This window comes from Mesorhizobium silamurunense (assembly GCF_014843905.1).
GTDB lineage: Bacteria > Pseudomonadota > Alphaproteobacteria > Rhizobiales > Rhizobiaceae > Mesorhizobium > Mesorhizobium silamurunense.
Window position 1 is genome coordinate 71,953 of the sequence record NZ_LPVS01000017.1, and the last position, 23,551, is coordinate 95,503.

General features: G+C 61.7%; 18 protein-coding genes and 7 pseudogenes. 22 read left to right on the top strand and 3 right to left on the bottom strand.

Annotation, left to right across the window (positions count from 1 at the left end; genetic code table 11):
* Positions 1-146 precede the first annotated feature (146 nt).
* The 12 genes from bioB to AU465_RS04380 all read left to right on the top strand — a co-directional run bounded on the left by bioB (position 147) and on the right by AU465_RS04380 (position 10,380).
* Positions 147-1,088, top strand: a complete 942-nt coding sequence (bioB, locus tag AU465_RS04330) for a biotin synthase BioB (RefSeq protein WP_246505865.1) — start codon at positions 147-149, stop codon at positions 1,086-1,088.
* On the top strand, positions 1,085-2,221 hold the full coding sequence (locus AU465_RS04335; protein ID WP_192244354.1) for an 8-amino-7-oxononanoate synthase: 1,137 nt from the start codon (positions 1,085-1,087) through the stop codon (positions 2,219-2,221). The genes bioB and AU465_RS04335 overlap by 4 nt, the downstream gene beginning before the upstream one ends.
* A gap of 11 nt (positions 2,222-2,232) precedes the next feature.
* Positions 2,233-2,865 carry a dethiobiotin synthase gene (bioD, locus tag AU465_RS04340; RefSeq protein WP_192244356.1) on the top strand — a complete coding sequence of 211 codons (633 nt, stop codon included), beginning with the start codon at positions 2,233-2,235 and terminating at the stop codon, positions 2,863-2,865.
* Positions 2,865-4,130, top strand: coding sequence for an adenosylmethionine--8-amino-7-oxononanoate transaminase (locus AU465_RS04345; RefSeq protein WP_192244358.1), 1,266 nt, complete (start codon positions 2,865-2,867; stop codon positions 4,128-4,130). Before bioD ends, AU465_RS04345 begins: the two co-directional genes overlap by 1 nt.
* Positions 4,127-5,110 carry a 3-oxopimeloyl-[acyl-carrier-protein] synthase BioZ gene (gene bioZ, locus AU465_RS04350; protein ID WP_192244360.1) on the top strand — a complete coding sequence of 328 codons (984 nt, stop codon included), beginning with the start codon at positions 4,127-4,129 and terminating at the stop codon, positions 5,108-5,110. The genes AU465_RS04345 and bioZ overlap by 4 nt, the downstream gene beginning before the upstream one ends.
* 165 nt (positions 5,111-5,275) lie before the next feature.
* Positions 5,276-6,031, top strand: coding sequence for a carbonic anhydrase (locus AU465_RS04355; protein WP_192244404.1), 756 nt, complete (start codon positions 5,276-5,278; stop codon positions 6,029-6,031).
* Between the two features lie 410 nt (positions 6,032-6,441).
* Complete coding sequence (locus AU465_RS04360; protein ID WP_246505854.1) at positions 6,442-7,251, top strand: site-specific integrase; 810 nt, start codon at positions 6,442-6,444, stop codon at positions 7,249-7,251.
* The gene (locus AU465_RS36165) at positions 7,218-7,400 is read left to right on the top strand and encodes a hypothetical protein (protein ID WP_246505855.1); all 183 of its coding nucleotides are present in this window, start codon (positions 7,218-7,220) and stop codon (positions 7,398-7,400) included. The genes AU465_RS04360 and AU465_RS36165 overlap by 34 nt, the downstream gene beginning before the upstream one ends.
* 466 nt (positions 7,401-7,866) lie before the next feature.
* Positions 7,867-8,256 (top strand): hypothetical protein, encoded by a 390-nt coding sequence (locus tag AU465_RS04365; RefSeq protein ID WP_192244362.1) that lies wholly within the window; start codon positions 7,867-7,869, stop codon positions 8,254-8,256.
* Between the two features lie 152 nt (positions 8,257-8,408).
* Positions 8,409-8,804: a hypothetical protein gene (locus tag AU465_RS04370; protein WP_192244364.1), complete on the top strand. Its 396-nt coding sequence runs from the start codon at positions 8,409-8,411 to the stop codon at positions 8,802-8,804.
* 1,046 nt (positions 8,805-9,850) lie between these two features.
* The gene (locus AU465_RS04375) at positions 9,851-10,096 is read left to right on the top strand and encodes a CopG family ribbon-helix-helix protein (RefSeq protein WP_192244366.1); all 246 of its coding nucleotides are present in this window, start codon (positions 9,851-9,853) and stop codon (positions 10,094-10,096) included.
* Entirely contained in the window at positions 10,093-10,380 is a 288-nt protein-coding gene (locus AU465_RS04380; RefSeq protein WP_192244368.1) for a type II toxin-antitoxin system RelE/ParE family toxin, read from the top strand. The genes AU465_RS04375 and AU465_RS04380 overlap by 4 nt, the downstream gene beginning before the upstream one ends.
* Positions 10,381-10,444: 64 nt before the next feature.
* Here the strand turns inward: AU465_RS04380 and AU465_RS04385 are convergent, their stop codons facing one another.
* On the bottom strand, positions 10,445-10,690 hold the full coding sequence (locus AU465_RS04385) for a DUF2188 domain-containing protein (RefSeq protein ID WP_192244370.1): 246 nt from the start codon (positions 10,688-10,690) through the stop codon (positions 10,445-10,447).
* An 850-nt stretch (positions 10,691-11,540) separates the two neighbouring features.
* On the opposite strand from AU465_RS04385, the pseudogene AU465_RS36175 reads away from it, so the two are divergent.
* Together AU465_RS36175 and AU465_RS04395 are read left to right on the top strand one after the other, a co-directional pair.
* Positions 11,541-12,964, top strand: a pseudogene (locus AU465_RS36175) (T3SS effector XopP-like protein); the annotation flags it as partial.
* 220 nt (positions 12,965-13,184) lie between these two features.
* Entirely contained in the window at positions 13,185-16,712 is a 3,528-nt protein-coding gene (locus AU465_RS04395; protein ID WP_312891193.1) for an indolepyruvate ferredoxin oxidoreductase family protein, read from the top strand.
* 31 nt (positions 16,713-16,743) lie between these two features.
* Here the strand turns inward: AU465_RS04395 and AU465_RS36180 are convergent.
* Positions 16,744-17,149: pseudogene (locus AU465_RS36180) on the bottom strand (IS66 family transposase); the annotation flags it as partial.
* A gap of 148 nt (positions 17,150-17,297) precedes the next feature.
* Between AU465_RS36180 and AU465_RS04405 the strand changes: the two are divergent.
* From AU465_RS04405 to AU465_RS04420, 4 genes and pseudogenes are all read left to right on the top strand, one after another.
* Positions 17,298-17,420, top strand: a pseudogene (locus tag AU465_RS04405) (integrase); the annotation flags it as partial.
* A gap of 421 nt (positions 17,421-17,841) precedes the next feature.
* Positions 17,842-18,180: pseudogene (locus AU465_RS04410) on the top strand (glutamine--fructose-6-phosphate transaminase (isomerizing)); the annotation flags it as partial.
* A 151-nt stretch (positions 18,181-18,331) separates the two neighbouring features.
* Positions 18,332-18,442: pseudogene (locus AU465_RS04415) on the top strand (trans-aconitate 2-methyltransferase); the annotation flags it as partial.
* 5 nt (positions 18,443-18,447) lie between these two features.
* Positions 18,448-19,569, top strand: coding sequence for a beta-ketoacyl-ACP synthase III (locus AU465_RS04420; RefSeq protein ID WP_192244372.1), 1,122 nt, complete (start codon positions 18,448-18,450; stop codon positions 19,567-19,569).
* Positions 19,570-19,642: 73 nt separating this feature from the next.
* Here AU465_RS04420 and AU465_RS04425 read toward each other — a convergent pair.
* Positions 19,643-19,782 (bottom strand): annotated as a pseudogene (locus AU465_RS04425) (DDE-type integrase/transposase/recombinase); the annotation flags it as partial.
* 200 nt (positions 19,783-19,982) lie between these two features.
* Between AU465_RS04425 and AU465_RS04430 the strand changes: the two are divergent.
* The 4 genes and pseudogenes from AU465_RS04430 (at position 19,983) to AU465_RS04445 (ending at position 23,469) form a co-directional block, all read left to right on the top strand.
* Complete coding sequence (locus AU465_RS04430; RefSeq protein WP_376774813.1) at positions 19,983-20,486, top strand: transposase; 504 nt, start codon at positions 19,983-19,985, stop codon at positions 20,484-20,486.
* A 690-nt stretch (positions 20,487-21,176) separates the two neighbouring features.
* Positions 21,177-21,752 (top strand): tyrosine-type recombinase/integrase, encoded by a 576-nt coding sequence (locus tag AU465_RS04435; protein WP_246505858.1) that lies wholly within the window; start codon positions 21,177-21,179, stop codon positions 21,750-21,752.
* 188 nt (positions 21,753-21,940) lie between these two features.
* Positions 21,941-22,660, top strand: a pseudogene (locus AU465_RS36185) (tyrosine-type recombinase/integrase).
* Positions 22,657-23,469, top strand: a complete 813-nt coding sequence (locus AU465_RS04445; protein ID WP_246505859.1) for a tyrosine-type recombinase/integrase — start codon at positions 22,657-22,659, stop codon at positions 23,467-23,469. Before AU465_RS36185 ends, AU465_RS04445 begins: the two are co-directional and overlap by 4 nt.
* Positions 23,470-23,551: the final 82 nt, after the last annotated feature.

Below are 23,551 nucleotides of genomic sequence, written 5' to 3' on the forward strand. Positions count from 1 at the left end.
CACGAGCAATGGTCAGGATCGACACACATTCAACCGGCCTGAATCGGACGACGAAGATACGGCAAGCCAAGAACTGAGAACAGGACGACATGCACGACACCAATCCGACTAAGACGATGCCACGGGCGCAATGCGCTGATGGCGGGATGTGGACCTTGGAGAAGGCTCGCGCACTTCACGATGCACCTTTCAACAATCTGCTTTTCCTTGCGCAAACCGTTCACCGCCAGAATTTCGATCCCAACAAGGTCCAGCTCAGCCGGCTCCTCAGCATCAAGACAGGCGGCTGCCCGGAGGATTGCGGCTATTGCAGCCAGTCGGCGCATCACGAAAGCGGTTTGAAGGCTTCGAAGCTGATGGAGGTCAAGCGCGTCATCGCCGAAGCGACCAAGGCGCGTGATGCCGGCGCCACCCGCTATTGCATGGGCGCCGCCTGGCGAAACCCCAAGCCGCGCGACATGGATGCGGTGGTGGCGATGGTCGAAGGCGTCAAGGCGCTCGGCATGGAGACCTGCATGACACTCGGCATGCTCGATCTTGAGCAGGCCGCTCGGCTGAAACAGGCGGGCCTCGACTACTACAACCACAACATCGATACGTCGGAGCGCTACTACAGCGAGGTCATCAGCACGCGCAGCTTTGCGGACCGGCTCGACACGCTCGAGCAGGTTCGCCAATCCGGCATCAAGGTGTGCTGTGGCGGCATTGTCGGCATGGGTGAAGAGCCGGTGGACCGGATCGACATGCTGGTGACACTGGCCAACCTGCCGGAGCATCCCGAAAGCGTTCCGATCAACATGCTGATCCCGATCGCCGGCACCCCGCTAGCCGAGGCTCGACCCATCGAGCCGATCGAATTCGTGCGCGTGATCGCGCTGGCACGCATCATGATGCCGAAATCACATATCCGCCTTTCCGCCGGCCGCACTGCCATGACCGACGAGATGCAGGCACTTTGCTTCTTTGCCGGCGCCAACTCGATCTTCGTCGGCGAGACGCTGCTGACCGCGGACAATCCCGGCGAAGACAAAGATATTCTGCTGTTCCGGCGCCTCGGTATCGAGCCAATGGAACGCGAGGCGCAATGAACGTGGAACTGCTTGCCCGCTATGACGCGACCTTGCTGGGGCTGGCGCGCAAGGACCGGCTGCGGACGCTTTCGCCGCGCGCCGGCCTCGACTTCTCGTCGAACGACTATCTCGGGCTCGCCGCCTCGAGGAGGCTTGGCGAAGCGGTTGCGGCGGCGATTGCGCGGGGAACGCCGGTCGGCGCCACGGGATCGCGGCTGCTGCGCGGCAATGCACCGGAACATGAGCAACTGGAGGCGGATGCGGCGGCGTTTTTCGGCGCCGACCGCGCGCTGTTCTTCGGCAGCGGCTACATCGCCAACTTCGCCCTCCTGACTGCCCTGCCGCAGAAGGGAGATCTGCTGGTCCTCGACGAACTCGCCCATACCAGCATGCATGAAGGGGCGCAGGCCGGACGCGCCCAATTCGTGCTGGCCGCGCACAACGACGTCGACGCTGTCGAGGATGCGATCACCAGCTGGCGCTCTGAAGGCGGCACGGGGCGCGTCTGGATCGCGGTCGAAAGCCTCTACAGCATGGATGGCGACCGCGCGCCGATGGAGAGCATCGTCGCGCTTGCCGATCGGCATGAAGCATTCATCGTCGTCGACGAGGCGCACGCCACCGGTGTCTGGGGGCCGGACGGCCGCGGCCTTGCCACCGCATTCGAGGGCCGCGACAACATCATCGCGCTCCACACGTGCGGCAAGGCGCTTGGCGCCTCCGGAGCGCTTGTCACTGCCCCACGAACGCTGTGCGACTATCTCGTCAACCGCTGCCGGCCATTCATCTACGCCACCGCACCATCGCCGCTGATGGCAGTCGCGGTGCGCGAAGCGCTCGCCATGCTGTCCGATGAGCCCATGCGCCGCATTCAACTGCAGGAACGCGTCGCCTTTGCGGGCCGCCAATTAGCCGAGCGCGGCCTGATGCCGAGCGGCTCGCAGATCCAGCCCTTTGTCATCGGCGAGAACAGGCGCACCATGGCGGTGGCGGCGTCATTGCAGGCTCGCGGTTTCGACATACGCGGCATACGTCCGCCGACGGTGCCCGAGGGCACGTCGCGGCTGCGCATTTCGCTGACGCTCAACGTCGACGAAGCCGACATTTCCGCCATGGTCGAGGCGCTCGTTGAGGTGTTGGCCCAAACATGACCGGAGGCGGCATGACCCAACGCATCGTCATCACCGGAACCGACACCGGAATTGGCAAGACCGTGTTTGCGGCTGGGCTCGCCGGGCTGCTCGACGGTTTCTACTGGAAGCCGGTGCAATCGGGCCTCGACGGCGAGACCGACAGCGAGGTGGTCGCGCGGCTTGCCGGCTTGCCTTCGGAGCGCGTGCTGCCGGAAGCCTACCGCTTAAAAAGCCCCCTTTCGCCGCATCGTTCGGCCGAGATCGACGGCGTCGCGATCAAGGCTGATCTTACTTTTCCCGTCCTGGCGACGCCGCTGGTCATCGAGGGCGCGGGCGGGCTTATGGTGCCGCTCAACCGGCGCACAAGGTTCATCGACATCTTCGCTGAGTGGCGGCTGCCGGTCATTCTGTGCGCCCGCACCACGCTCGGCACCATCAACCACACATTGCTGTCGATCGAGGCCCTGCGCGCCCGCTCCATCCCGCTGGCCGGTATCGCTTTCATCGGCGATGAGATGGCCGACACGCAACGGACAATCGTGGAGATGGGCGGTGTGCCGCAGCTCGGCAGGCTGCCGTATCTCGACCCGCTGACGGACAAAACGCTGAGAGACGCAATGATTGCCGGCTTCGATCTCGCCCTGATTGCCGGGGGCGAATGATGTCGCGGTCCCAAGTTTGGCATCCCTTCACCCAGCACGCGCTCGAGCCTTCGATCCCCGAAATCGTCCTGACGGAGGGAGCCTATCTCCACAAGGCCGACGGCGCGCGCATCCTGGACGCCATCTCTTCCTGGTGGGTCGTCACGCATGGCCACCGCCATCCCCGCATCATGAAGGCTATCGAGACGACCGCATCGACCCTCGACCAGATCATCTTCGCAGGTTTCACTCACGAGCCGGCCGAACGCCTGGCCAAAGCGCTTGTCGGTCTCGCTCCCCCCGGACTCGACTGGGTGTTCTATTCCGACAGTGGCTCGACCGCCGTCGAAGTCGCGCTGAAGATGGCGCTCGGCTATTTCCGCAACATCGGCGCGCCGCGCTCGCGCATTGTCGTCATGGAGCACAGCTATCATGGCGACACGATCGGTACGATGAGCGTCGGCGCCCGCGGTGTGTTCAATGCCGCCTACGAGCCTTTGCTGTTCGAAGTCGACACCATCCCCTTCCCGGCTGCCGGGCGCGAGCAGGAAACGCTGGATCGGTTCGAAGCAGTCTCTCGCGACCGGCGCGCTGCCGGCCTGATCGTCGAGCCGCTCGTGCTTGGCGCCGGCGGCATGCTGATGTATCCGGCTTCGGTTCTGACCGAACTGAAGAGGATCGCCGAAGCCTCCGGCACGCTCTTGATCGCAGACGAAGTGATGACCGGCTGGGGGCGGACTGGGACCATGTTCGCCTGCGAGCAGGCGTTCATCTCTCCGGACATCCTGTGCACCTCGAAAGGCCTGACCGGTGGCGCCATCCCGCTGGCCGCTACGCTTGCCACCGACGCCGTCTTCCAGGCCCACTATTCGACGGACCGCAAGAAGACGTTCTTTCATTCGAGTTCCTACACCGCCAATGCGATTGCTTGCGCGGCCGCACTCGCCAATGTCGAGATCTGGCAGGACGAGCCGGTGGCCGAGCGGATCGCGGCCTTGAGCGCGATGCAGGGCGCCGGGCTTCGGCGCTTTCGCGACAATGCCAACTTCACCGACTGCCGGGCGACCGGCACGATCGTGGCTCTCGACCTGCGCGCCGGCTCAGCCGGCTATCTGGCCCAGATCGGACCAAAGCTGCGCACGTTCTTCCTCGATCAGGGGCTGCTTGTGCGCCCGCTTGGCAATGTCCTCTATCTGCTCCCGCCCTATTCCATCACCGCCGACGAGCTGGACGGACTCTATGACGCCATCGAGGACGCCGGCGAACGCTTCGGTTCGAGGCAATGAGCAGATCATCGCGCATTCTCGGGTTTGGTCATCATGCGCCGTCGCGAAAGGTCGAGAACACGGAAATCGAAAATCGGCTCGGGCTCGAACCCGGCTGGATCGAGCGGCGGACCGGGATACGGTCACGTTTCTGGGCAACGGACGAAGACACGCTGTCGGGCCTTGCCGCCTCTGCCGGCGACATGGCGCTGGCGAACGCAGGTATTGACCGCAGCGACATCGGTCTGCTGTTGCTTGCCACCTCAACGCCCGATCACCTCCTGCCGCCCAGTGCGCCGCTGGTCGCACATCGGCTGGGGCTCGGCCGGGCCGGCGCGATCGATCTCACCGGCGCCTGCGCCGGCTTCATCTATGCGCTGATGTTCGCTGACGGATTCACCCGGCTGCATGGCAAGGTGAGCCTCGTCATCGCCGCCAACATCCTCAGCCGTCGCATCAATCCGGCCGAGCGCGCCAGCGCCGTGCTGTTTGCCGATGCCGCCGGCGCCCTGGTAATTGGTCCGTGCGAGGACCCGGATCGGGGCATTCTCGGGGCGTCGGTGGATTCAGACGGCTCTCGCTACGGGCTGATCCAGATACCCGCGGGCGGAAGCAACACGCCGTTCCATGGCGAGCTCGACCTCGGGCAGACCCGCATGACGATCACCGACGGCCGTGAAGTGTTCGCCAAGGCCGTGGACATGATGACTGCCTGCTCACAGGCCGCATTGGCCGCAGCCCAGATGCGGCCGCAGGACATCGATCGGTTCGTGCCGCATCAGGCCAATGCCCGCATTTTCGACGCGGTTGGGAGGAACCTCGGCATTGCGGATCATGCGATCGTCAAGACGATCGCCGAATACGGCAACTCTTCCGCAGCGACGATCCCGCTTTCCCTGTCGCTGGCCCATCAGACGGAGCCGTTTCGATCGGGCGAAAAGATCCTCCTGGCGGCGGCGGGCGCCGGTCTCTGCGGCGGCGCCCTCGTCCTTGGAATTTAGCCTGAGCGACCGGCGAAGGACTGGTCACGATGACAGACAGGACAACAGAACCAATGCGAAAAATAGTCGCTGGCAAGCTGCACGGCATCCACGCCACCGTGCAACCTCATTCTCTGCGGGCGCAGAGACATTTGATCCCATAGCAGAAAAGGAGTGAACGAACACATGCAACGGCGCAATTTGATTAGGGGATTCATAACATTGGGCGCATGCGCGATCTGCGCGCGGGCAGGTTTTGCCGACGAGGGCGTCCACTGGAGTTATCAAGGAAAAGGCGGTCCAGAGCATTGGGGCGCGCTCGATGGCGCGAACGCCGCGTGCTCGGCCGGCGCGCAGCAGTCACCTCTGAACCTGACGGGTGCCATCAAAGCGGATATCCCGCAGATTGGCATCGACTGGAAGGCAGGCGGCGGCACGATCGTCAACAACGGCCACACGATCCAGATCAATGTGCCGGAAGGCAGCACGCTCACCCGGGGCGACAGGACCTACGACCTGCTGCAATTTCACTTCCACGCGCCGAGCGAACATCTGGTGGAAGGCAAGACCTTCCCCATGGAGGTGCATTTCGTCCATAAGAATCGCGAAAGCGGAGGGCTCGGCGTGCTTGGCGTCTTCCTGACACCGGGTGCGAAAAACGAGGCACTTGCAAGCCTCGCGGCAGCTTTCCCGGCTAAGGCGGTGGCCGAGGCCTTGGTTGAGGATGTGGATCCGAACGGTCTCCTACCGGCCTCGCTGGACTATTGGAGCTACGAGGGCTCGCTGACGACGCCGCCATGCTCGGAGATCGTCGACTGGATGGTGGCACGTGAGCCGCTGCAGGTTGGCGCCGCCGACATCGACAAGTTCACCGCGCTTTACCCGATGAATGCGCGGCCGGTGCTGGCGCCGAACCGCCGTTTCATCCTGACCACGAGCTGACAGACGAGTCCGCAGCGTTAAGGGGCTGGAGGACAAATCAGTACACTGGGGTGCGGATCGCTTGTAGCAACAGCTGTTTCCATGGCATCGCGATCCGCATCCTTGAATTGGTGGACGACTGAGTTCCTGCCTTGAAATTGCCGCCATATTCGGCGCGGCGTTGGTGCAAATTTTTCCGGCCCTGCAGCGGCCGGCAGCAGTTTCCGAAGGAACATGTTTCGTGCGCTGATATCGAATGGTGCTAGGAGATCAGTGCGTATCGGCTCTTGGGTAACATCCCGCAACACTCTAAGAGAACTAGGATGGGATCGAGGCGAGATTTGAAGCCTCGACCTCAGGCCGGACGATGTTCATCGCTTGGACGCTCACAGATCCAGACGCTCTCGGCAGGATATCAGGCTCATTTCGCCATGTTCCTGGCAGCATGGCATCAGAAATCACCGAAAAAGGCCACCCGTCGCGGTCACAACATCCGCAAACCCTACATGGATTTCGGTTCGATGTTCGCCGACCGGCCGTTCTCCTCCATCAAGCCCTTAGACATCGAGCGGTTTCAGCGACAATTTTCCTCGCCATGCAGTCACAACGACGGCCTGCGGCACCTCGCGGCGCTCTTCAATTGGGCCATCCGCATGCAGTTCGTGGACACGCGCAACCCGTGCAGCCCGATCCGCGCGCGGAAAGTGGTGCCCCGCCGACGCGACTATTCCACCGAGCAGATCAGGCAGATTGCGGCCCATATCTTTTGTCCGGTGTTCGAAGTGCCGCCCGACACGGCGAGCCTGGAAGGCCTCGCCAGGCGGGACATGGCACTGACCAAGGGGCGTGTGACCGCCGCTAACGACCAGATGCAGGAACTCTGCAACTACATGGGTATCCTGTTCCTGACGATGGCCCGCCCCAGTGACCTCAACAAGGCCGAGTTCAGCCACTTCGACCTGGAGAAGCTCGTCTGGCACAAGCACAACACCAAGGGTGTCCAGCTCTCACGCTCACTCTACGAGTACGCCTACCGTTCGGTACCGATCCATTCCCGGGTCGCGGGATGGGTCAAGCCCAACGCCTCCGCTGGCCTGACAGCAAGCTGCTGTTCCCGTCACCTACGGACAGCACCCCGCCCCGCGACAACTTTCGCAAGGGGCTGGATAGGTTCAAAGCCCTGCCGGGCGTGCCCGAGTATTTCCAGTTGTACGACCTCAAGCGGATCGCAATCTCGCTGATGCTGGCGGGCCAAGGCGTGTTGCATGAGGCGATTTCGCACTACGTCGACCACAAAGGGAACCTTGAAACGACCATGATTTACGATCTCGGCCTGGTTGATCCCATGCGGCCGGTCACCGAAAAGCTCGGTGCCCTTCTTGGCATCTAGGACCGAAGCATCGAAATAGGGAAAATCCTGTCGATCAGCCCCATTTCGGCACGATCGCCGTTACCGCCATCCAGCCGCATGGACCTATTCCATCTGTGTAAGCGGCGGAGCCGTAGATGTCGAACGACGCACCATGGGTTGATCACATCCACGTGATTGAACTTCTTTATTCCAGTCGCACATATGAGCCCTATTGCTAGGCACTGTGGTCTATGCTTGTGTCCTTTTGCGGACAATACCTTTTCAACACGGGGCAATGCTATGCTTACTTTTACCAGAAGGGACGACCAGACTTTTTCGATTGAAGGTAAATCCGTTCTGCGGGTGCGAGAGGCAGTCTACTCCGACAAAAACCCTCTATCAGCGCCAGATTTACCCGGAACGACTCGATTGGATGCCGATCACGACTATTACGCGATGGAGTCACTGGTAGATGTGGTCACAGCTGTAAACAGAACTTACTACGTTGGTGCAGATGCACTCGCGGAGCGGAGTTCCAATTTGGATCAATGCCAAGGCGGCGGCCGGTCCATTCCCAGTAAGCCAATCTGAGATTAAGGACGGCATACATTCTCGCCTTACTATTGGAGGACGAATTTCGCTATTGGTTGGAAATACACACCAAGAGGTTTACGATGCCATCAAAGCTGCGGGAGGCGATTTTCAGCCGATGCCAACGGATGGAGCGGCAATATTCCAGAATGCCTCGGCGACAGTGGGAGATTTGAAATCTGCCATGGCGACAACATTTGGACTTCCGAAGCGAGCTATAAAAATTCTTAATGCGGAGGGAAAACATGCCATTGAAAATGGCATCCTAGCGCAGCTCCTGAAGGGCTGGGGGAACAAAGAGTAGGCCGAGATATCAGGCTACTTCACGACGCAAATTCTTGGCCGCCCAACAATGGTATTGAGGAGCGGACCTTCTAGTGCTTGACGTTTTTGGCTGTGACGCAATGAACCAGCGGCGTCTTCGCCGCAAGAATTCCATCAAGGAAAGTATGGTTCATGGAAGCCTTGCAGGCGTTGGTGCTAACGAGCGCCCAACTGCGCGACATGCTGACCGAAGCTGCGAGACAAGGGGCGGCGCTCGCTGTCGAAGAACTCCGCGCGGACCTTCACCAGGCACCGGATGATACAAATTTACAAAAGCTCCGCAACTACCTTGCCGATCCGGCATCCCTCTCCAACCCGAATGACCACTGGGCGCATAGCGAGCTCATCCGTCGGATCCAGACGGCGGCCCACGGCAAGCCAAAATCCACGGCATGGTTCATGAAGTTTCAGCGGGAAACCTGGCTAAACAAGTGCTTTACCCGTCCGAGCCCCGCCTACGGCCGACGACGGGAATGGACATTCGCCGACATCAGACTGGCTTGGGATACCTACTATTCCAAACGGTAGCCCGCGCAGAGGCAAAGCCTTTTCATCTTTATTGCCAAGGATTGTTCGCCCCCTATCTCGCCGTGCTCGACGCGCTGGGTGAGGATGTCAGGAACCTGGAGGAGCTGCCAAGCCATAAAAAAGGCGCTCAACCGTTTCCGGGAGCGCCTTTCGCATGAATGAGGTGAGTTACTGTATCACCACTGTGGTCGTAGCGATTGCCAGCACAGCTTCAGTCAGGCCGGACGCGAAACGTTTGAGTGTTGAATATGCTTGGACTTTACGTGCCGTTGGTTTTTTCATCTGGTTATTCCTTTCCGTTGGCAATAGCGAAAATCGCTACAATCAGAGAAAGGCAACCACAACGAGCCAAGTGGTGGGAGTCGCACCCACACCCATCCCCGAAACCGGATGATGACCCGATAAATGGTGACCCCACAGCCAGATTCAAGGGCTATTTCGGGTGTACCCACATAGCTACGGGTGCCGTGAACGGCGCCTGGCAATGATTATTTGTTCTGCTTTAGGTACTGGCTTAGAGAGCCGACGCCGGCGCGCTGCAACACTGTCGATAGCTTCGCGTCGCTGCGAATCCCAGCTGCGAAATTGTCGCCGTAGGTCTGACGAAGGGTATCCACCTTCGTATTTCCGTGCTTTTCGCTAATCCTACCGTCTTGGTCGCGGTGGCGACCATCCAAACCTGGCTCACGCATGCGATACGCTCCATCTAGTTATATCGTACGCCGGATCCACAACTAATGGTATCAAAAAATGCTGAAAAATCAACTGCCCACTCCACGGCAAAGCCGTCTGGTCAAGCGGTCTCGGCAGCACGCGTTGACCGTCGAGGCTTAGGGCGAGCCGGTCTGACCGAAGCAGCCTGTCTGTTGGAAACTTCCTTGAGCGCCCGGTGACGATCGCGAAGATGTCGGGCTGCCTCTATTTGCCGTATGAACGCGCTTTGGGGCGCGGACACCGACTCCAGATTAGCTACTCGTGCTAGTCGCAGACTTGACGAACCAGCTTGGTTCACCAATAATCATAGTGAACCAATGAAAGTTATACCCATGACCGCCTTCACCGTCCGTGTGCCGGACGCAACCGCTGACAGGCTGGACCAACTCGCCGAAAAGCTTGACCGCTCACGCTCCTATGTGGCGGCACAGGCCATAGAGGATTTCGTGGCCCGGGAAGAGTGGCAACTGGCTGAAATAGAGGCCGGATTGGCCGAGGCCCAGCGCGGCGAATTTGCAAGTGACCGTGATGTCGCAGCTGTGGTCGGAAAATACGTCAAGTCCGCCCGCCAATCATGAGCCGCAAAAGAATCCGCTGGACCCAGCGGGCGTTGCGGCGGCTTGACGAAATCGGCGCCCACATCGAAAAAGATAGTCCCGATGCTGCCGCCCGTGTTGTTGCGCGCATTGTGTCAGCGGCGGAGCACCTGGCCGAGCAACCGGCCATGGGTCGCATCGGACGCATCAAAACGACGCGGGAGCTGATTTTGGCTGATATACCCATTCCCTATCACGTCAACGGCGAGACAGTCGAAATCCTGACTGTCATGCACGCCGCTCAACAGTGGCCGCAGGCCCTGTAAAAGTCGCGGCCTCTCCAAAGCCACCGTCGACATCGAAACGCCCGGTGGCAATAGGCGGCGCTTTTTAGCCTGGAGTCTCGTTGGGGTCAGCACTTCGTGGGAACGTTCGTTCCTCTTGAATTGTGCCGTCAAGCTTCTTGATACGGACGGAGCCGCCGCCCTTCCCAATTGCCGATTCGAGCACACCACCCTTGGTGGCCGCTTCCTTGGTGTCAAACCTGCGAGTTGCTCTGTCTGCGCCTTCCTGGCGCAAGACCCAATCGTCTTTCTTCTTGTCGTGGACGAGCTCGAACTTCGGAAGTTTTGCCATAGCCAACTCCTGTTGCCATTCAACTATTCGACAATTAGATTCAACTATCTAGACTAAGCATCTTGGGAATCGGGCGCATGTTTGAATCTCTTAGACATCAGCATATCATCAACAGCCACCCCGGAAAGGATCTCGACGGCAAAAACGTCGTTGTCGTTTTCACGGACTTGCCGACCAGTCCCGATCACGTTTGCTGAGCCCGCGCCGTTTGCGGTCGACCGCCGCACGGCGACCAAACTCGATCAGGCGGGTTTTGTCCGGATGGAGCGACAGCGCAAACTCCTAAAGCCTCGCGCGCATCGCATCGAGGAAACGACGAGCATCGTCCCCGCGCTCGAAGCCAACGATTACATCATCGGCAGTCAGGGCCCTTGGTCTATCCATAGGGTGGATGGTAGCTATCCTTATAATCAATTGTACCAATATTACCGAATACGTTACAAGATCCTGAATGGGCCGGGTGGGTGTCCCTCCTCGATACTGCGTGGACTGAAGCTGCCGGGATGAATGCGGAGACGAACATGTGCGGGATTGTTGGCATCGTTGGGCAACAACCGGTGTCGGACCGGTTGGTCGACGCGTTGAAGCGTCTGGAATATCGAGGCTATGATTCGTACTGCGCCTGCACACCGGCTGGGCAGCGAATTTGAAGGTCATGACGCTGCAATCGCGGGTCGCTCTCGCGCAGCTCAAGATTGAGCCACTGGCGAGGACATCGGAAGCAGCCGTGAGGGAAATCCTCATAGGTGAGGACCGGAAGGTGCGTCTGCTGAGGACCTTCATCAGCGACGTTTTTCCGGCATTCCACTCGACGGGCGACGCTGTGATGTCCAGCGAAGGGCGCCCACTCGACGCAGATTATTGCGCCGTGCTGGAAGGAGTCATTGAGCGGCTTTCGGAATTTGGATTGGCGTTGCAGGATGACCGAACAGGTGCCGGCCTCCCATTGGAACTGTTGGGCCAGATCGTGAACGACGCATGGATCACTGCGCACGAGGTCATGCACTTCCTGGAACTGCAGCCGAAGTCGACAGCTATCATTGCATCGTCGGCAGCCGCTGGTGCTGCAACACCGGCCGGCACTGCCGGCGCGGCCACAATCGCCGAAACCTTGGCACAACAACTGCAGACCAAAGCCATCATTGCACCGCCGGCCGACGCTGGCGCTGCGATATCGACCGACACTGCCGGCGAGGCTGCAGGGGCCCAAGGCACTGCAGCAGGCAAGACAGGGAAAGGCAAGAACAAGCCGGCCGCTGGCGTCGGGAGTTCGGCGGCCGGGCGGCCGGAGCCGCAAGTCGCCGCAAACGACGGCGACACGGCGCCAGCAGCCAAGGTTCTCGTGCGCTCGGATCTGGGTACAAAGACGTTCGTGAGCGCTGAGAAGGCGCATGCGAGAGCGTCGTCGGCGGGCGCACCCTTGGCAATTTGGCAGGCCCGCCGTCGGAGAAGATGCTGACGCCACGACTGGCTAGGTTGGCCGAACTCCTGCAGTTCGATCTGGCTGGTCAGCAAGAGTCTGTCTCGCAAGCGCGCCAGATGAAACCCGAGAACGCCGTACACGTCGTGGACACCGTGGTCGAGCGACTGCAGACCCAGGCCGCCGAGATGCAGGCCTGTCTGGCCGCGTTGGCGGAGCCTCTTCGACGCGGCCTACTCACGCCTGCGCAAATGCCCGAAGTGCACGACAAAACAGTCCGGCTTAAGGTGATGTTGTCGGAGGCGCAGGGACTGGCGAAGTCTTTGAAAGAGCAAAAGGCCAAGATTACGATGGAGTGCATGAAGACCTACGCATTTCCGTCGCAGAAGTACCTTGAACACTTGCGGCAGGCCAAGGAGTTGACGCCTGCGGATCCACCGCATCCGTTGAACGGGGAGCCAGGGACGCTGTTCGAGATCCGGCTGCAGCCCAAGGCGCTACGCAATGGTGCAATGCCGCAACCGATGTGGGTGCACATCCATACGAAGGAGTCGGTACATGCGGGGCAGTTGGCGACGCTGAATGACGCCGACTTCGCCGCTTGCCACGTCAAATCCAATGAACAGCGCGGCCACAATCGGCAGTGGCAAGACGCCCGCGCTGCGATCGGTCACGAGAACGTCGTAATCCACCGCGGCAAGCTCACCCCTGCGTTCTGCAAGTCCCTGTTGACCGGAGGGCTTAGCGGCCACCCACCTCCGCTTGCCGCGGTGGAGGACCGGTCGACACGGGCTGCTCGACACGCGATATTGTCGGGGGCTCGCAGTAAAGTGCCGCTTGTGGTGACACCATGAGTCATACCTCCCAAATCTGGAGGCCAGCGGGTCGTTGGTCCGGATGCTGGCAGTTGAGCCTCTCTGGTCTTGAGCCAAACAGCGAATGCCGCGAACTGCACGAGTTGCCGGCCCCGCACCTCAAGTATCGCAAAGAGGGCGAGCGGCGCAGGTGCGCGCAACACTCCGGCCAAAACTTGCCTGAAGCGGACGCCCGATTTGAGCTGTCGCGTCGAAGGAATTGCAGATGACGCTTCATGACGTTGCGCTCGACGACAAATTCGACCTTTCCAAGGAGCGCATCTTCCTGTCGGGCGCGCAGGCGGTCGTGCGTATGCTCCTCATGCAGCGCGAGCGCGATCGCCGCGCTGGCCTCAACACGGCCGGCTTCGTTTCGGGCTATCGCGGCTCGCCGCTCGGCGGTCTCGACATGCAGCTGTGGAAGGCGAAAAAGCAGCTCGCCCAGGCGGACATCGTCTTCCAGCCCGGCCTCAACGAGGAGCTTGCAGCCACCGCTTGCTGGGGCACGCAGCAGACGGAACTGCTCGGCGAAGGCAAATATGACGGCGTTTTTTCGATCTGGTACGGCAAGGGTCCGGGCGTCGACCGCTCCGGCGACGTTTTTCGCCACGCCAATCTCGCCGGATCGTCCAGGTATGGCGGTGTGCTCGCCCTGATGGGCGACGACCACATGGCGGAATCATCCAGCAACGCGCACGCCACCGAGTTCCTGTTCGTCGATACCATGGTGCCGATCCTCAATCCGGCCGGCGTCCAGGAGATCATCGATTACGGTCTGTACGGCTTTGCCATGTCACGTTTCGCCGGCACCTGGGCGGCGATCAAATGCGTCAAGGACAACATCGAATCGACGGCCTCGGTCGATGCCTCGCTCGAGCGATTGAACTTCGTCGTGCCGGAGTTCGAGATGCCGCCCGGCGGCCTCAACATCCGCCACGAGATCGACATGCTGGGCCAGGAAGAGCGGCTGCATGAGTATAAACGCGCCGCCGCGTCCGCCTTCATCCACGCCAACGGGCTGAACCGGATCGTCTATTCGGGCGGCCGCAGGCCGAAGCTCGGCGTCATCACCATCGGCAAGAGCTATCTCGACGTGCGCCAGGCGCTGGAGGATATCGGCATCGACGAGGCTGCCGCCAACCGCATCGGCATCAGGCTGTTCAAGGTCGGCTGCCCATGGCCGATCGACCTCCAGCATATCGCCGAGTTCGCCCGCGGCCTCGACACCATCGTCGTGGTCGAGGAGAAGCGTTCGCTGATCGAGGTGCAGCTGCGCGAAAACCTCTACGGCACCGCCACGCAGCCGGTCATCGTCGGCAAGAAGGACGAACGCGGCGACTGGCTGTTCCCGGCCAAGGGTGCGCTCGACCCGAACGAGATCGCGATTGCGCTCGGCGAGCGGATCCTGCGCACCATCGGTCCGTCGGAGGAGATCGCCGCACGGGTGGCGAAATTACGCCAGTTCCAGGCGGTGCTCGCCGACACGTCGGACATCGCCTCGCGCACGCCGTTCTTCTGCTCCGGCTGCCCGCACAATTCCTCGACCAAGGTGCCGGACGGCTCGCTGGCCGCTGCCGGCATCGGCTGCCACTTCATGGCGCTATGGATGGACCGCAACACCGTCGGCTTCACCGCCATGGGTGGCGAGGGCGCGCAATGGATCGGCCAGGCGCCGTTCTCCAAACGCGACCACATCTTCCAGAATCTCGGCGACGGCACCTACAACCACTCCGGTGCGCTGGCGATCCGCTTCGCGCTGTCGACCGACGCCAACATCACCTACAAGATCCTCTACAACGACGCCGTCGCCATGACCGGCGGCCAGCCGCATGAGGGCGGCCTGACCGTCGACATGATCGCCAGGCAGGTGCGCGCCGAGGGCGTCGAGCGCATCGCTGTCGTTACCGATGAGCCGGGCAAATATGCCGGAAAAGCGGAGTTCCCGGCCGGCGTCACCATCCATCACCGCGACGACCTCGACCTCGTCCAGCGCGAATTGCGCGCTGTCAAAGGCATCTCCGTGCTGCTCTACGACCAGACCTGTGCCGCAGAAAAGCGCCGCCGCCGCAAGCGCGGCACCTTCCCCGATCCCGACAAGCGCGTCTTCATCAACGAGCTGGTCTGCGAGGGCTGCGGCGATTGCGGTGTGCAGTCGAATTGCGTCTCGATCCAGCCGGTCGAGACCGAATTCGGCCGCAAGCGCCGGATCGACCAGTCGAGCTGCAACAAGGATTTCTCCTGCGTCAACGGCTTCTGTCCGTCCTTCGTCACCGTGCATGGTGCCAGGATCAGGAAGGCCGAGGGCACCGCCGGCAAGTCCGATCCGCTCGACGGCGTGCCGGCGCCGGCCGAATTCCCGCTCGGCGATCAAGGCTGGGCGGCGATCATCGACGGTGTCGGCGGCACCGGAGTCGTCACCATCGGCGCGGTGCTCGGCATGGCGGCCCATCTCGAGGACAAGGGCTGCGGCATGATCGACATGGCCGGGCTGGCCCAGAAGGGCGGCTCGGTGTTCACCCATGTCCGCATCGCGCGCACACCGGACGATATCCACGCCATCCGGGTTTCGGCCGGAAAGGCCGATCTGGTGCTCGGCTGCGACCTCGTCGTCTCCGGCGCCCAGAAGGTGCTGGCGGCGGTGCGCGAGGGTCACACCATCTTCCTCGCCAACACCGCCGAGATCATGCCGGGCGAATTCGCACGCTCGGCCGACTTCTCGCTGCCCATCGAACGGCTGAAAAAGGCCATTCGCTCCGCCGCCGGTGACGACAGGGCGCATTTCTTCGATGCCACCCGCACCGCAACCGCCTTGTTCGGCAACTCGCTTGGCGCCAACATGTTCATGCTTGGCTTTGCCTTCCAGCATGGCGGGCTGCCGCTGTCGGCCGAGGCGGTCGAGAAGGCGATCGAACTCAACGGCCAAGCGGTGGCGATGAACATCGCCGCCTTCCGCTGGGGCCGCCGCGCCGCCCATCAGCCAGATTTCGTGCGCGGTCTCATCGCCCAGCCGGGCAAGGCGGCAAACGCGATCGCCGAGACGCTGGACGACATCATTGCCCGCCGCGTCGCCTTCCTGAGCGCCTATCAGAACGCCGCCTATGGCAAGCGCTTTGCCGACAGGATCGCCGAACTGCGCGCTGCCGAAGCCAGGGCCGTGCCCGGTTCGACCGCGGTGACCGAGGCCGCCGCAAGGAACCTGTTCAAGCTGATGGCGATCAAGGACGAGTATGAGGTGGCGCGGCTTTACACCGACGGCTCCTTCGCCGCAGAACTCTCAAAACAGTTCCAAAGCTACGAAAAACTCGAATTCCACCTGGCGCCGCCGATCATGGGCCGGCGCGGCAAGGACGGCAAGCCGAGGAAATCGAACTTCGGCCCGTGGATGATGAACGGGTTCCGCCTGCTTTCGGCGATGAAAGGCCTGCGCGGTACCGCTTTCGACCCGTTCGGCTACAGCGCGGAAAGGCGCATGGAGCGGCAGTTTCTTGCCCAATACGAGGCCGATCTCGAGCTTGTCGCTGCTGCCCTCGCGCCTGGCAGGATCGAGGCCGCCGCCGCGCTGGCCTCGGTGCCGGCGCTCATTCGCGGCTACGGCCATGTCAGGCAGGCGAGCACCGAAAAGGCCGCCGGAGAGCGGGCCCGGCTTCTGGCGCGCCTTGAAAGCGCAGAGGCGAAACCGGAGCCGGAACGGCGGAACAAGCCGCTTTCTGTGGCAAGTATATCCCTCTACAATCCGACCTTAACGTAAGATTGCCCCGGTACACGCATGATCCTCTTTTAGGCGATTGTGGCAAAGCTTGGCTCCCGGCGATCTCGAACAATTTGCGGCGCGCATGCGCAACCTGCTTCGAGTACCGGCCCCATCGATCGTAGCGTTCGCCATAGCCGCCATAGGCGTCGGCCTGCAGGATCCCGGACCAGGTGCCAAGATGCGCCCGTGGATGTTCGCCACGCCGGTCGCGCGAATAATGAAACAGCCCGGCGGGCGGATCGACACCGACGAACGCGGACATAGACCCGCAGCCTGCCCGTATCGGTCTCGCCCTTGGCGAGGACCGGCAAGTTTATATCGCCGTGCCATCGGTCGGCGAGGAGGACATGAGGCTCGATCCGACGATGGATGGGTACGAGCGCGAATGTGGCCGCGCCAACCTGGTCGGCGAGCGTCGACAGGCTCAGCGGCATCCTTCACGCGCGAAACACGCGGTCCTGGCGGTCTAATGGCTAAGGTCTCTCAAGTCACCGCGATCGAGGTCGATCCAGTGATACGCCCTTCCCGCATCCGTCTGCCCGGTGGCACTACGCATGAGGGATATCGGACGAGCTACCAATCATGAGTGCGCCGAACGATCTTGCCGTGCTGATCGAGCGGTGGTTCACCGATCGGCTCATGCGACATCGAGGCGTAAGCTCCAACACCATCGCTTCCTATCGCGACACCTTCCGGCTCCTGTTTCCAGCCTGGACCTTGCAATGGCGCCCAACTATCGATGTGCTCGACGGAGCCTGCAAAGAAGGGGGTGTCATGCCGATTTCGTCGAAATGCTGAGCAATCCGGCGTCTTCAATCCCTCCGATCTTGCGCTTCTGGGGCAGCGTCTTCGATGATTAAACATTGAGGGCCAATCTGCGCAATCAGTGTGAGGGGTCGCGTCGCGGATCGTTCAGGAGGCCCGTATCGCCGAGATGAGCTGTCTTGTCGCCGGATGATCGCGGACGTAGCCCAAACGCGTCCTAGCCCCATCCACTGGGTGGATGACAGTTATGCCAATAATCGATTTTACCAGTCATACCGAACTCCCCTAGTAGGCTCTGAACGGAAACCCGGGCGGGTGTCCTTCCGGTCGGCCTAAGCTGCCGGGAGATTCGGAGACGAGCATGTGCGGGATTGTTGGCATCGTTGGGCAACAGCCTGTGTCGGAGCGGTTGGTCGATGCGTTGACGCGTCTCGAATATCGCGGCTATGATTCAGCCGGCGTTGCGACGATCACCGAGGGCGCCTTGCACTGCGGGCGCGCCGAGGGCAAGCTCGTCAATCTCGAGGCGAGGCTGAAGGAGCCGCTGAGCGGCACCATCGGCATCGCCCACACGTGCTGGGCGACCCATGGGGCACCGACTGAACGCAACGCGCACCCGCACTTTAGCGATGGTGTCGTCCATAACGGCATTATCGAGAATTTCGCCGAGTTGAAGGACGAATTGGCGGCTGCGGGGGCTGCCGGCAGTCGACGAGATAGTCGCGCCGATAATTTTCTCGCTGCCGATACAGCTTCTTGCCTACCACACGGCGCTCGTTCATGGGCACAGATGTCGACCAGCCGCGCAATCTCGCAAAATCGGTCACCGTCGAATGATTGTGGGAGCTGACATGGCTGACTGGTCCGCCGCCCTCTATGTCAAATTCGAGGATGAGCGAACGCGGCCGGCGCGCGAATTCGGCGCCCGCGTGAGAGCCGCAGCGCCTGCGTGTGCGACGGATTGAAAATGCATCGCGTCATCATCAGCGGCATCGGCGTTGAAATCCCTGAAGCCAAGATCACCAATGAAGAACTGGTCGCCAGCTTCAATGCCTGGGTCGACATGGAGAATGCGCGTCGCCAGGAGACCGGCGAGCCGCCGTTGCCGAAATCGGACAGTGACTTCATCGTCCACGCCTCGGGCGTGAAATCCCGTCATGTCATCAAGCGCGAAGGCATTCTCGACCCGACCCGCATGACGCCGCGCATTCCCGCGCGACCCGACGATGCGCTGTCGCTGGAGGCCGAGTTCGGCATCGCCTCGGCCAGGAAGGCGCTCGACCATGCCGGACTTGAACCGTCCCAGATCGACCTGATCATCTGCTCGGCCTCTCACCACCAGCGGCCCTATCCGGCGATCGCCATCGAAATGCAGGAAGCGCTGGGCACCAAGGGCGCCGGCTTCGACATGGGACTTGGCTGTTCGTCCGCGGCGGCCGCGCTTCACATGGCGGTCAATCTGGTGCGCTCGGGCGCACACATGCGCATTCTGGTGACCACGCCGGAAATCATCACCGGCCATCTCAATTTTCGCGACCGGCAGACGCATTTCATCTTCGGCGACGCCTCGGTGTCGATGGTTGTGGAGGGGCTTGCCCAGGGCGACAAACGGCCGGGGCGCTTCGAGGTGCTGGACACGCGGCTGTGGACGCAGATGTCGAACAACATCCGTACCAATCTCGGCTACCAAACCCGCACCGCCCAGGATGATCCCTACATGATCAATCTGGAAGGCAATCTGATCAAGCAGGTCGGCAACAAGGTGTTCAAGGAAGTCACCGTCGCCGGCCAGAAATTCATCGTCGAATTCCTGGCCGAGCACGGGCTGACGCCGCAGGCGATCAGGCGCTTCTGGCTGCATCAGGCCAATGCGCGCATGAACGCCATGATCCTGAAACTGTCGTTCGGCCACGAGGTCGACCACGACCGCGCACCGATGGTCCTGGAGCGGCTGGGCAATACGGCGGGCGCCGGTGCCATCGTCGCGCTGTCGGAGAACCACGCCGACATGAAGCCCGGCGATTTCGGCTTGATCTGCGCCTTTGGCGCGGGATATTCGATAGGTGGCGCGCTGCTGAGGATGCTCTGAGCCGGCGGTTTCAGGCTGGTGCGAACGGCACCCACCGCTCCTCCAACCTTCCCTTCATGCAGCTTGCGGATCGTCAGATCCTCGCCTGTCGTCTTTGCATCATTTGGATCATCTCGAACCCGTCCAGCGTGCCGATCGCGCTGGCGCGTGATTAAAACCGAGCATGGGCCGTACACGACACTTGATGCGCCGATGGTCCTGCTCGATCGATTGTTGAGGTGTAAGCGCTGTCGCGGCGGCACCTTTCGCTTGTGGATGTAAGGGACGATGTTCGATGCCTTTGAGGGCTTCCACATATGACGATTTCAGAGTTTACGCTTAAGTCCAGGGACGAGGAGCCGGTCCGTCGGCTGGAGATCTTCACTGGTTCGGGTCGGCGACGTGAGTGGCCGCGGGAGGAGAAGGCCCGGATAGTGGCGGAGAGCTACGAGGCGGGCGAGACGGTTTGTGCTGTGGCACGCCGGTATGGACTTTCCCCGCAGCAATTGTTCACCTGGCGTCGGGCCGCTCGCCGGCCGATGGGTCACTTGCCGAATGAGACCGGCATCGTACAGCTTTGGATCACGACCGAGAGCGGGAAGCAGCCGCATGACCATACGGCCATGGCGGCAGATGGTGCGTTCGGAAATCCCCCGGTGCCGTCTCAGCCAGGTTTGGAATGCAAGGACCTGGTCGTCATGGGCGCGCGACGTATCCTCCCTCAACGGCGCCACCACCCCGCATTCCACCAGAAAGCCCACGAACCGCCGCGCTCGGTTCACGTATTTGGCGGAAAGATAATCGGCTCGGCGGATGCCGGGACAGCGGCATCGATGCCGCGCAAAGCGGCGAACGACATCGTCATCAACTTCAGCGACGCCGATCTTCGTGCTGCGCAACCACTGACCGAAATGACGCGCCGAGTCCTGGTAGCCTGACACCGTCAGGCGGGCATATCCCAGGATCGACAATCGTCTCGTGAATGCTTCCACAAACGGACGCATGGCGCCCGAGTCCATCAGTTGTGAACATTCCGGCAGAACTTCGTTCGACTTTGGCACGTCTGGTCTCCCTCTTGAGGTCAAAGAACGCCGAGAGACGAGAACAATTATGTCGAGTGAAGAAGCCTCCTGGTAGGCTAAAATATTGTAACAGAAGGAAGAAGTCGCTCGAGCCGCTGCGGACTCAGCATAATCCTGCGCTCCACATAATTGCGGAAGTCGACCGGCTTCGTCGCCACCATGACCTTGACCGCTCCCGCTGGCCCGATCACGACGTTGCCCTCAGCGCACGGATCACCGCTGCAACCGTCTTCGAATCCGCCCCACGACCCACCCGCATTGCGATGCCGTCGATCTCGAGCTCGATCACACCAGTGTCTCGAGCCGGCTCCCGCTTCCTTGGCTGTGGCGGATGCTTCGCCGCAGGCTTCGGAGGCGCCGCCGTCACCACCGCCGGCACGAACATGGATTCCGATATCGCTGGACGAGGCCCAACGAAGCTCGCGGGCCTACCTCAAGACGATGACGATGGCGCTGAGGGGCTACCTTAAATATCTCTCTGCCCGAGGCTTATGCCAACCAGGCCTTGATCAGGCCATCCCGGCGGTCCCGCAATGGCGACTATCATTGCCGCGCTACATCTCTACCGCGGAAGTAGATCGGGTGATCGCATCGTGCGATGTCACGACGCCGCGGGGCATCCGCGACCGTGCGATCCTACTGCTGCTCGCGCGTCTAGGCCTACGTGCGGGTGACGTTCGGGACATGCGCCTCGACGACATCAACTGGCGGGAGGGAACCTTACGTGTCCGCGGCAAAGGACGCCGCGAGATCCGGCTTCCGCTGCCCCAGGCCGCCGGCGACGCGATCATCGACTACCTGCAAGAAGCGCGTCCAGATGCCGCCTGCGAGCAGATTTTCCTGCGGACCGCTGCACCGCATCAGCCACTGGCGAGCTCAAGCGTCTCAAGCATCGTCAGACTCGCGCTTGAGAGGGCGGGCATCAACGACGCTCCTTCCCGAGGCACCAATCTGCTCCGGCATCCCGCAGCGACTGGCATGCTGCGGGCCGGCGCCACGCTAGACACGATCGGAACCGTGCTTCGCCATCGATCGGTCGACACGACCGCCCATTACGCGAAGGTCGACATCAATATGCTGCTTCATATCGCCCAGCCTTGGCCGGGGAGCGCGTCATGCTGAGCCAGGACCTCGCACGACATGCGGAACTGCAGCGGATAATGGGCTTCAAGTTCCGCGTCCAGCACACACTGCTGAAGAGCTTCACCGCTTTCGCCGAGGCTCATGGCGATGAGTACGTTCAAGTTGCTCGCGTGCTCGAATGGGCGACGCTCGCACCCTCCCCACAGCAACGGCGTAATCGGCTGCTGATGGTTCGCCGTTTTGCGCAGGCAGTCGCTGCCGAGGATCGGCGCCATGAGATCCCGGCCGCCGACGCCTTGGGCCGCAGCCTGTTCGAGCGGCGGATTCCTCACATCTACACGGCGGACGAGATCGCCGCGCTGATGCGTGCGGCGACCTGCCTCAAGCCATCTACCTCGATCAGACCGCTCATGTACGAGACCCTCTTCGGCTTGCTTGCCGTCACCGGAATGCGCATTTCCGAAGCCCTCGCTCTTCAACTCGATGACGTAGCCGCCGACGGCCTGATCATCCGGCAAACTAAGTTCCAAAAGAGCCGCATGCTGCCACTCCACCTCACGACATGGGACGCCTTGGACCGGTAATTGTCGGCGCGCCGACGGGTCGGAACCTTGGACAGCGCATTGTTCGTCTCCAATACAGGCACGCCGCCATCCTATAATACCGTAATCGCCGTCTTCCTCCGCCTTGCACGATCGGCCGGCCTGAGAGGGGAACCCGGTCAACCGGGACCCCGCATTCACGATCTGCGGCACACCTTCGCCGTGCGCTCTCTTGAGCAATGCCGGCATGATCACGATGCTGTCGGTCGCCATGTCGTCGCGCTCAGCACCTACCTCGGCCACGCCCACGTCACCGACACGTACTGGTATCTGCATGCAACGCCGATCCTGATGGGGCAGATCGCGGCGGCCGGCGAGGCCTTGCATCAAGGAGCCGGCACATGACCGCGCTGGCTCCTCATCTCGCCACCTTCCTACGAGAGCATCTGCCGCGCGAGCGGCGGGCGAGCCGGCACACTTGCGAGGCCTACGCCTACAGCTTTCAACTGCTGCTGTGCTTCGCGGCTGCCCGACTGGGGACCACCCCGTCCGGCATCGAGATCGAACAGCTCGATCCACCGCTCCTCCTGACCTTCCTGGAGCACATCGAGGACGAACGCGGCAACTCGGCGCGCACCCGGAACGCCCGTCTGGCCGCCATCAAAGCCTTCTTCCGCTTCCTCGAGTACCGGCTCCCGTCCTGTCTGGATCAGGCGCGCCGGGTCAGGGCGATCCCAATGAAGAAGGTCGATGAGGCGCTCGTCAGCCATCTCAGCCGCGTCGAGATGCAGGCTCTGCTCGATGCGCCGGACCCCCGTCGGGTGCCCGGCATCCGCGATCGAGCGATGCTGCATCTAGCCTTCGCCGCGGGGTTGCGCGTCTCCGAACTCGTCAGTCTCCGCATCGACCAAATCGACCGCCAGACGGTTGCCAGCATCCACGTGATGGGCAAAGGACGCCGCGAGCGTGTGCTGCCCTTGTGGAAGGAGACCACGACGGCGCTGAAGGCCTGGCTAGCGGTCCGCCCGGCGAGTGGCGATGCCGAGCTCTTCCTCAATGCCGCAGGACGCGCGATGACCCGCTCCGGATTCGAATATGTCCTCGCCAAGCACGTGGCCACCGCGGCGCTGAAGCAACCGTCCATCGCCGACAAGCACGTCACTCCGCATGTCTTGCGCCACTATCTACCCCGCCCGACTATGTCGGGTAGCTAGAGTTCTGCCCACGATTCCAAGGGTTTATGCGATAACATGTAGAGATAGTTTGTAGCCCTTCCGGCAATCCAGCTTGGAATGG

Excerpts from the sequence above, each read along its gene's own strand:
- AU465_RS04445 (WP_246505859.1), top strand. The coding sequence starts at position 22,657 with ATGACCGCGCTGGCTCCTCATCTCGCCACCTTCCTACGAGAGCATCTG.
- bioD (WP_192244356.1), top strand. The coding sequence starts at position 2,233 with ATGACCCAACGCATCGTCATCACCGGAACCGACACCGGAATTGGCAAG.
- AU465_RS04345 (WP_192244358.1), top strand. The coding sequence starts at position 2,865 with ATGTCGCGGTCCCAAGTTTGGCATCCCTTCACCCAGCACGCGCTCGAG.
- AU465_RS04370 (WP_192244364.1), top strand. The coding sequence starts at position 8,409 with ATGGAAGCCTTGCAGGCGTTGGTGCTAACGAGCGCCCAACTGCGCGAC.
- bioZ (WP_192244360.1), top strand. The coding sequence starts at position 4,127 with ATGAGCAGATCATCGCGCATTCTCGGGTTTGGTCATCATGCGCCGTCG.
- AU465_RS04385 (WP_192244370.1), bottom strand. The coding sequence starts at position 10,690 with ATGGCAAAACTTCCGAAGTTCGAGCTCGTCCACGACAAGAAGAAAGAC.
- bioB (WP_246505865.1), top strand. The coding sequence starts at position 147 with ATGTGGACCTTGGAGAAGGCTCGCGCACTTCACGATGCACCTTTCAAC.
- AU465_RS04420 (WP_192244372.1), top strand. The coding sequence starts at position 18,448 with ATGCATCGCGTCATCATCAGCGGCATCGGCGTTGAAATCCCTGAAGCC.
- AU465_RS04355 (WP_192244404.1), top strand. The coding sequence starts at position 5,276 with ATGCAACGGCGCAATTTGATTAGGGGATTCATAACATTGGGCGCATGC.
- AU465_RS04360 (WP_246505854.1), top strand. The coding sequence starts at position 6,442 with ATGTTCCTGGCAGCATGGCATCAGAAATCACCGAAAAAGGCCACCCGT.
- AU465_RS04335 (WP_192244354.1), top strand. The coding sequence starts at position 1,085 with ATGAACGTGGAACTGCTTGCCCGCTATGACGCGACCTTGCTGGGGCTG.
- AU465_RS04380 (WP_192244368.1), top strand. The coding sequence starts at position 10,093 with ATGAGCCGCAAAAGAATCCGCTGGACCCAGCGGGCGTTGCGGCGGCTT.
- AU465_RS04375 (WP_192244366.1), top strand. The coding sequence starts at position 9,851 with ATGACCGCCTTCACCGTCCGTGTGCCGGACGCAACCGCTGACAGGCTG.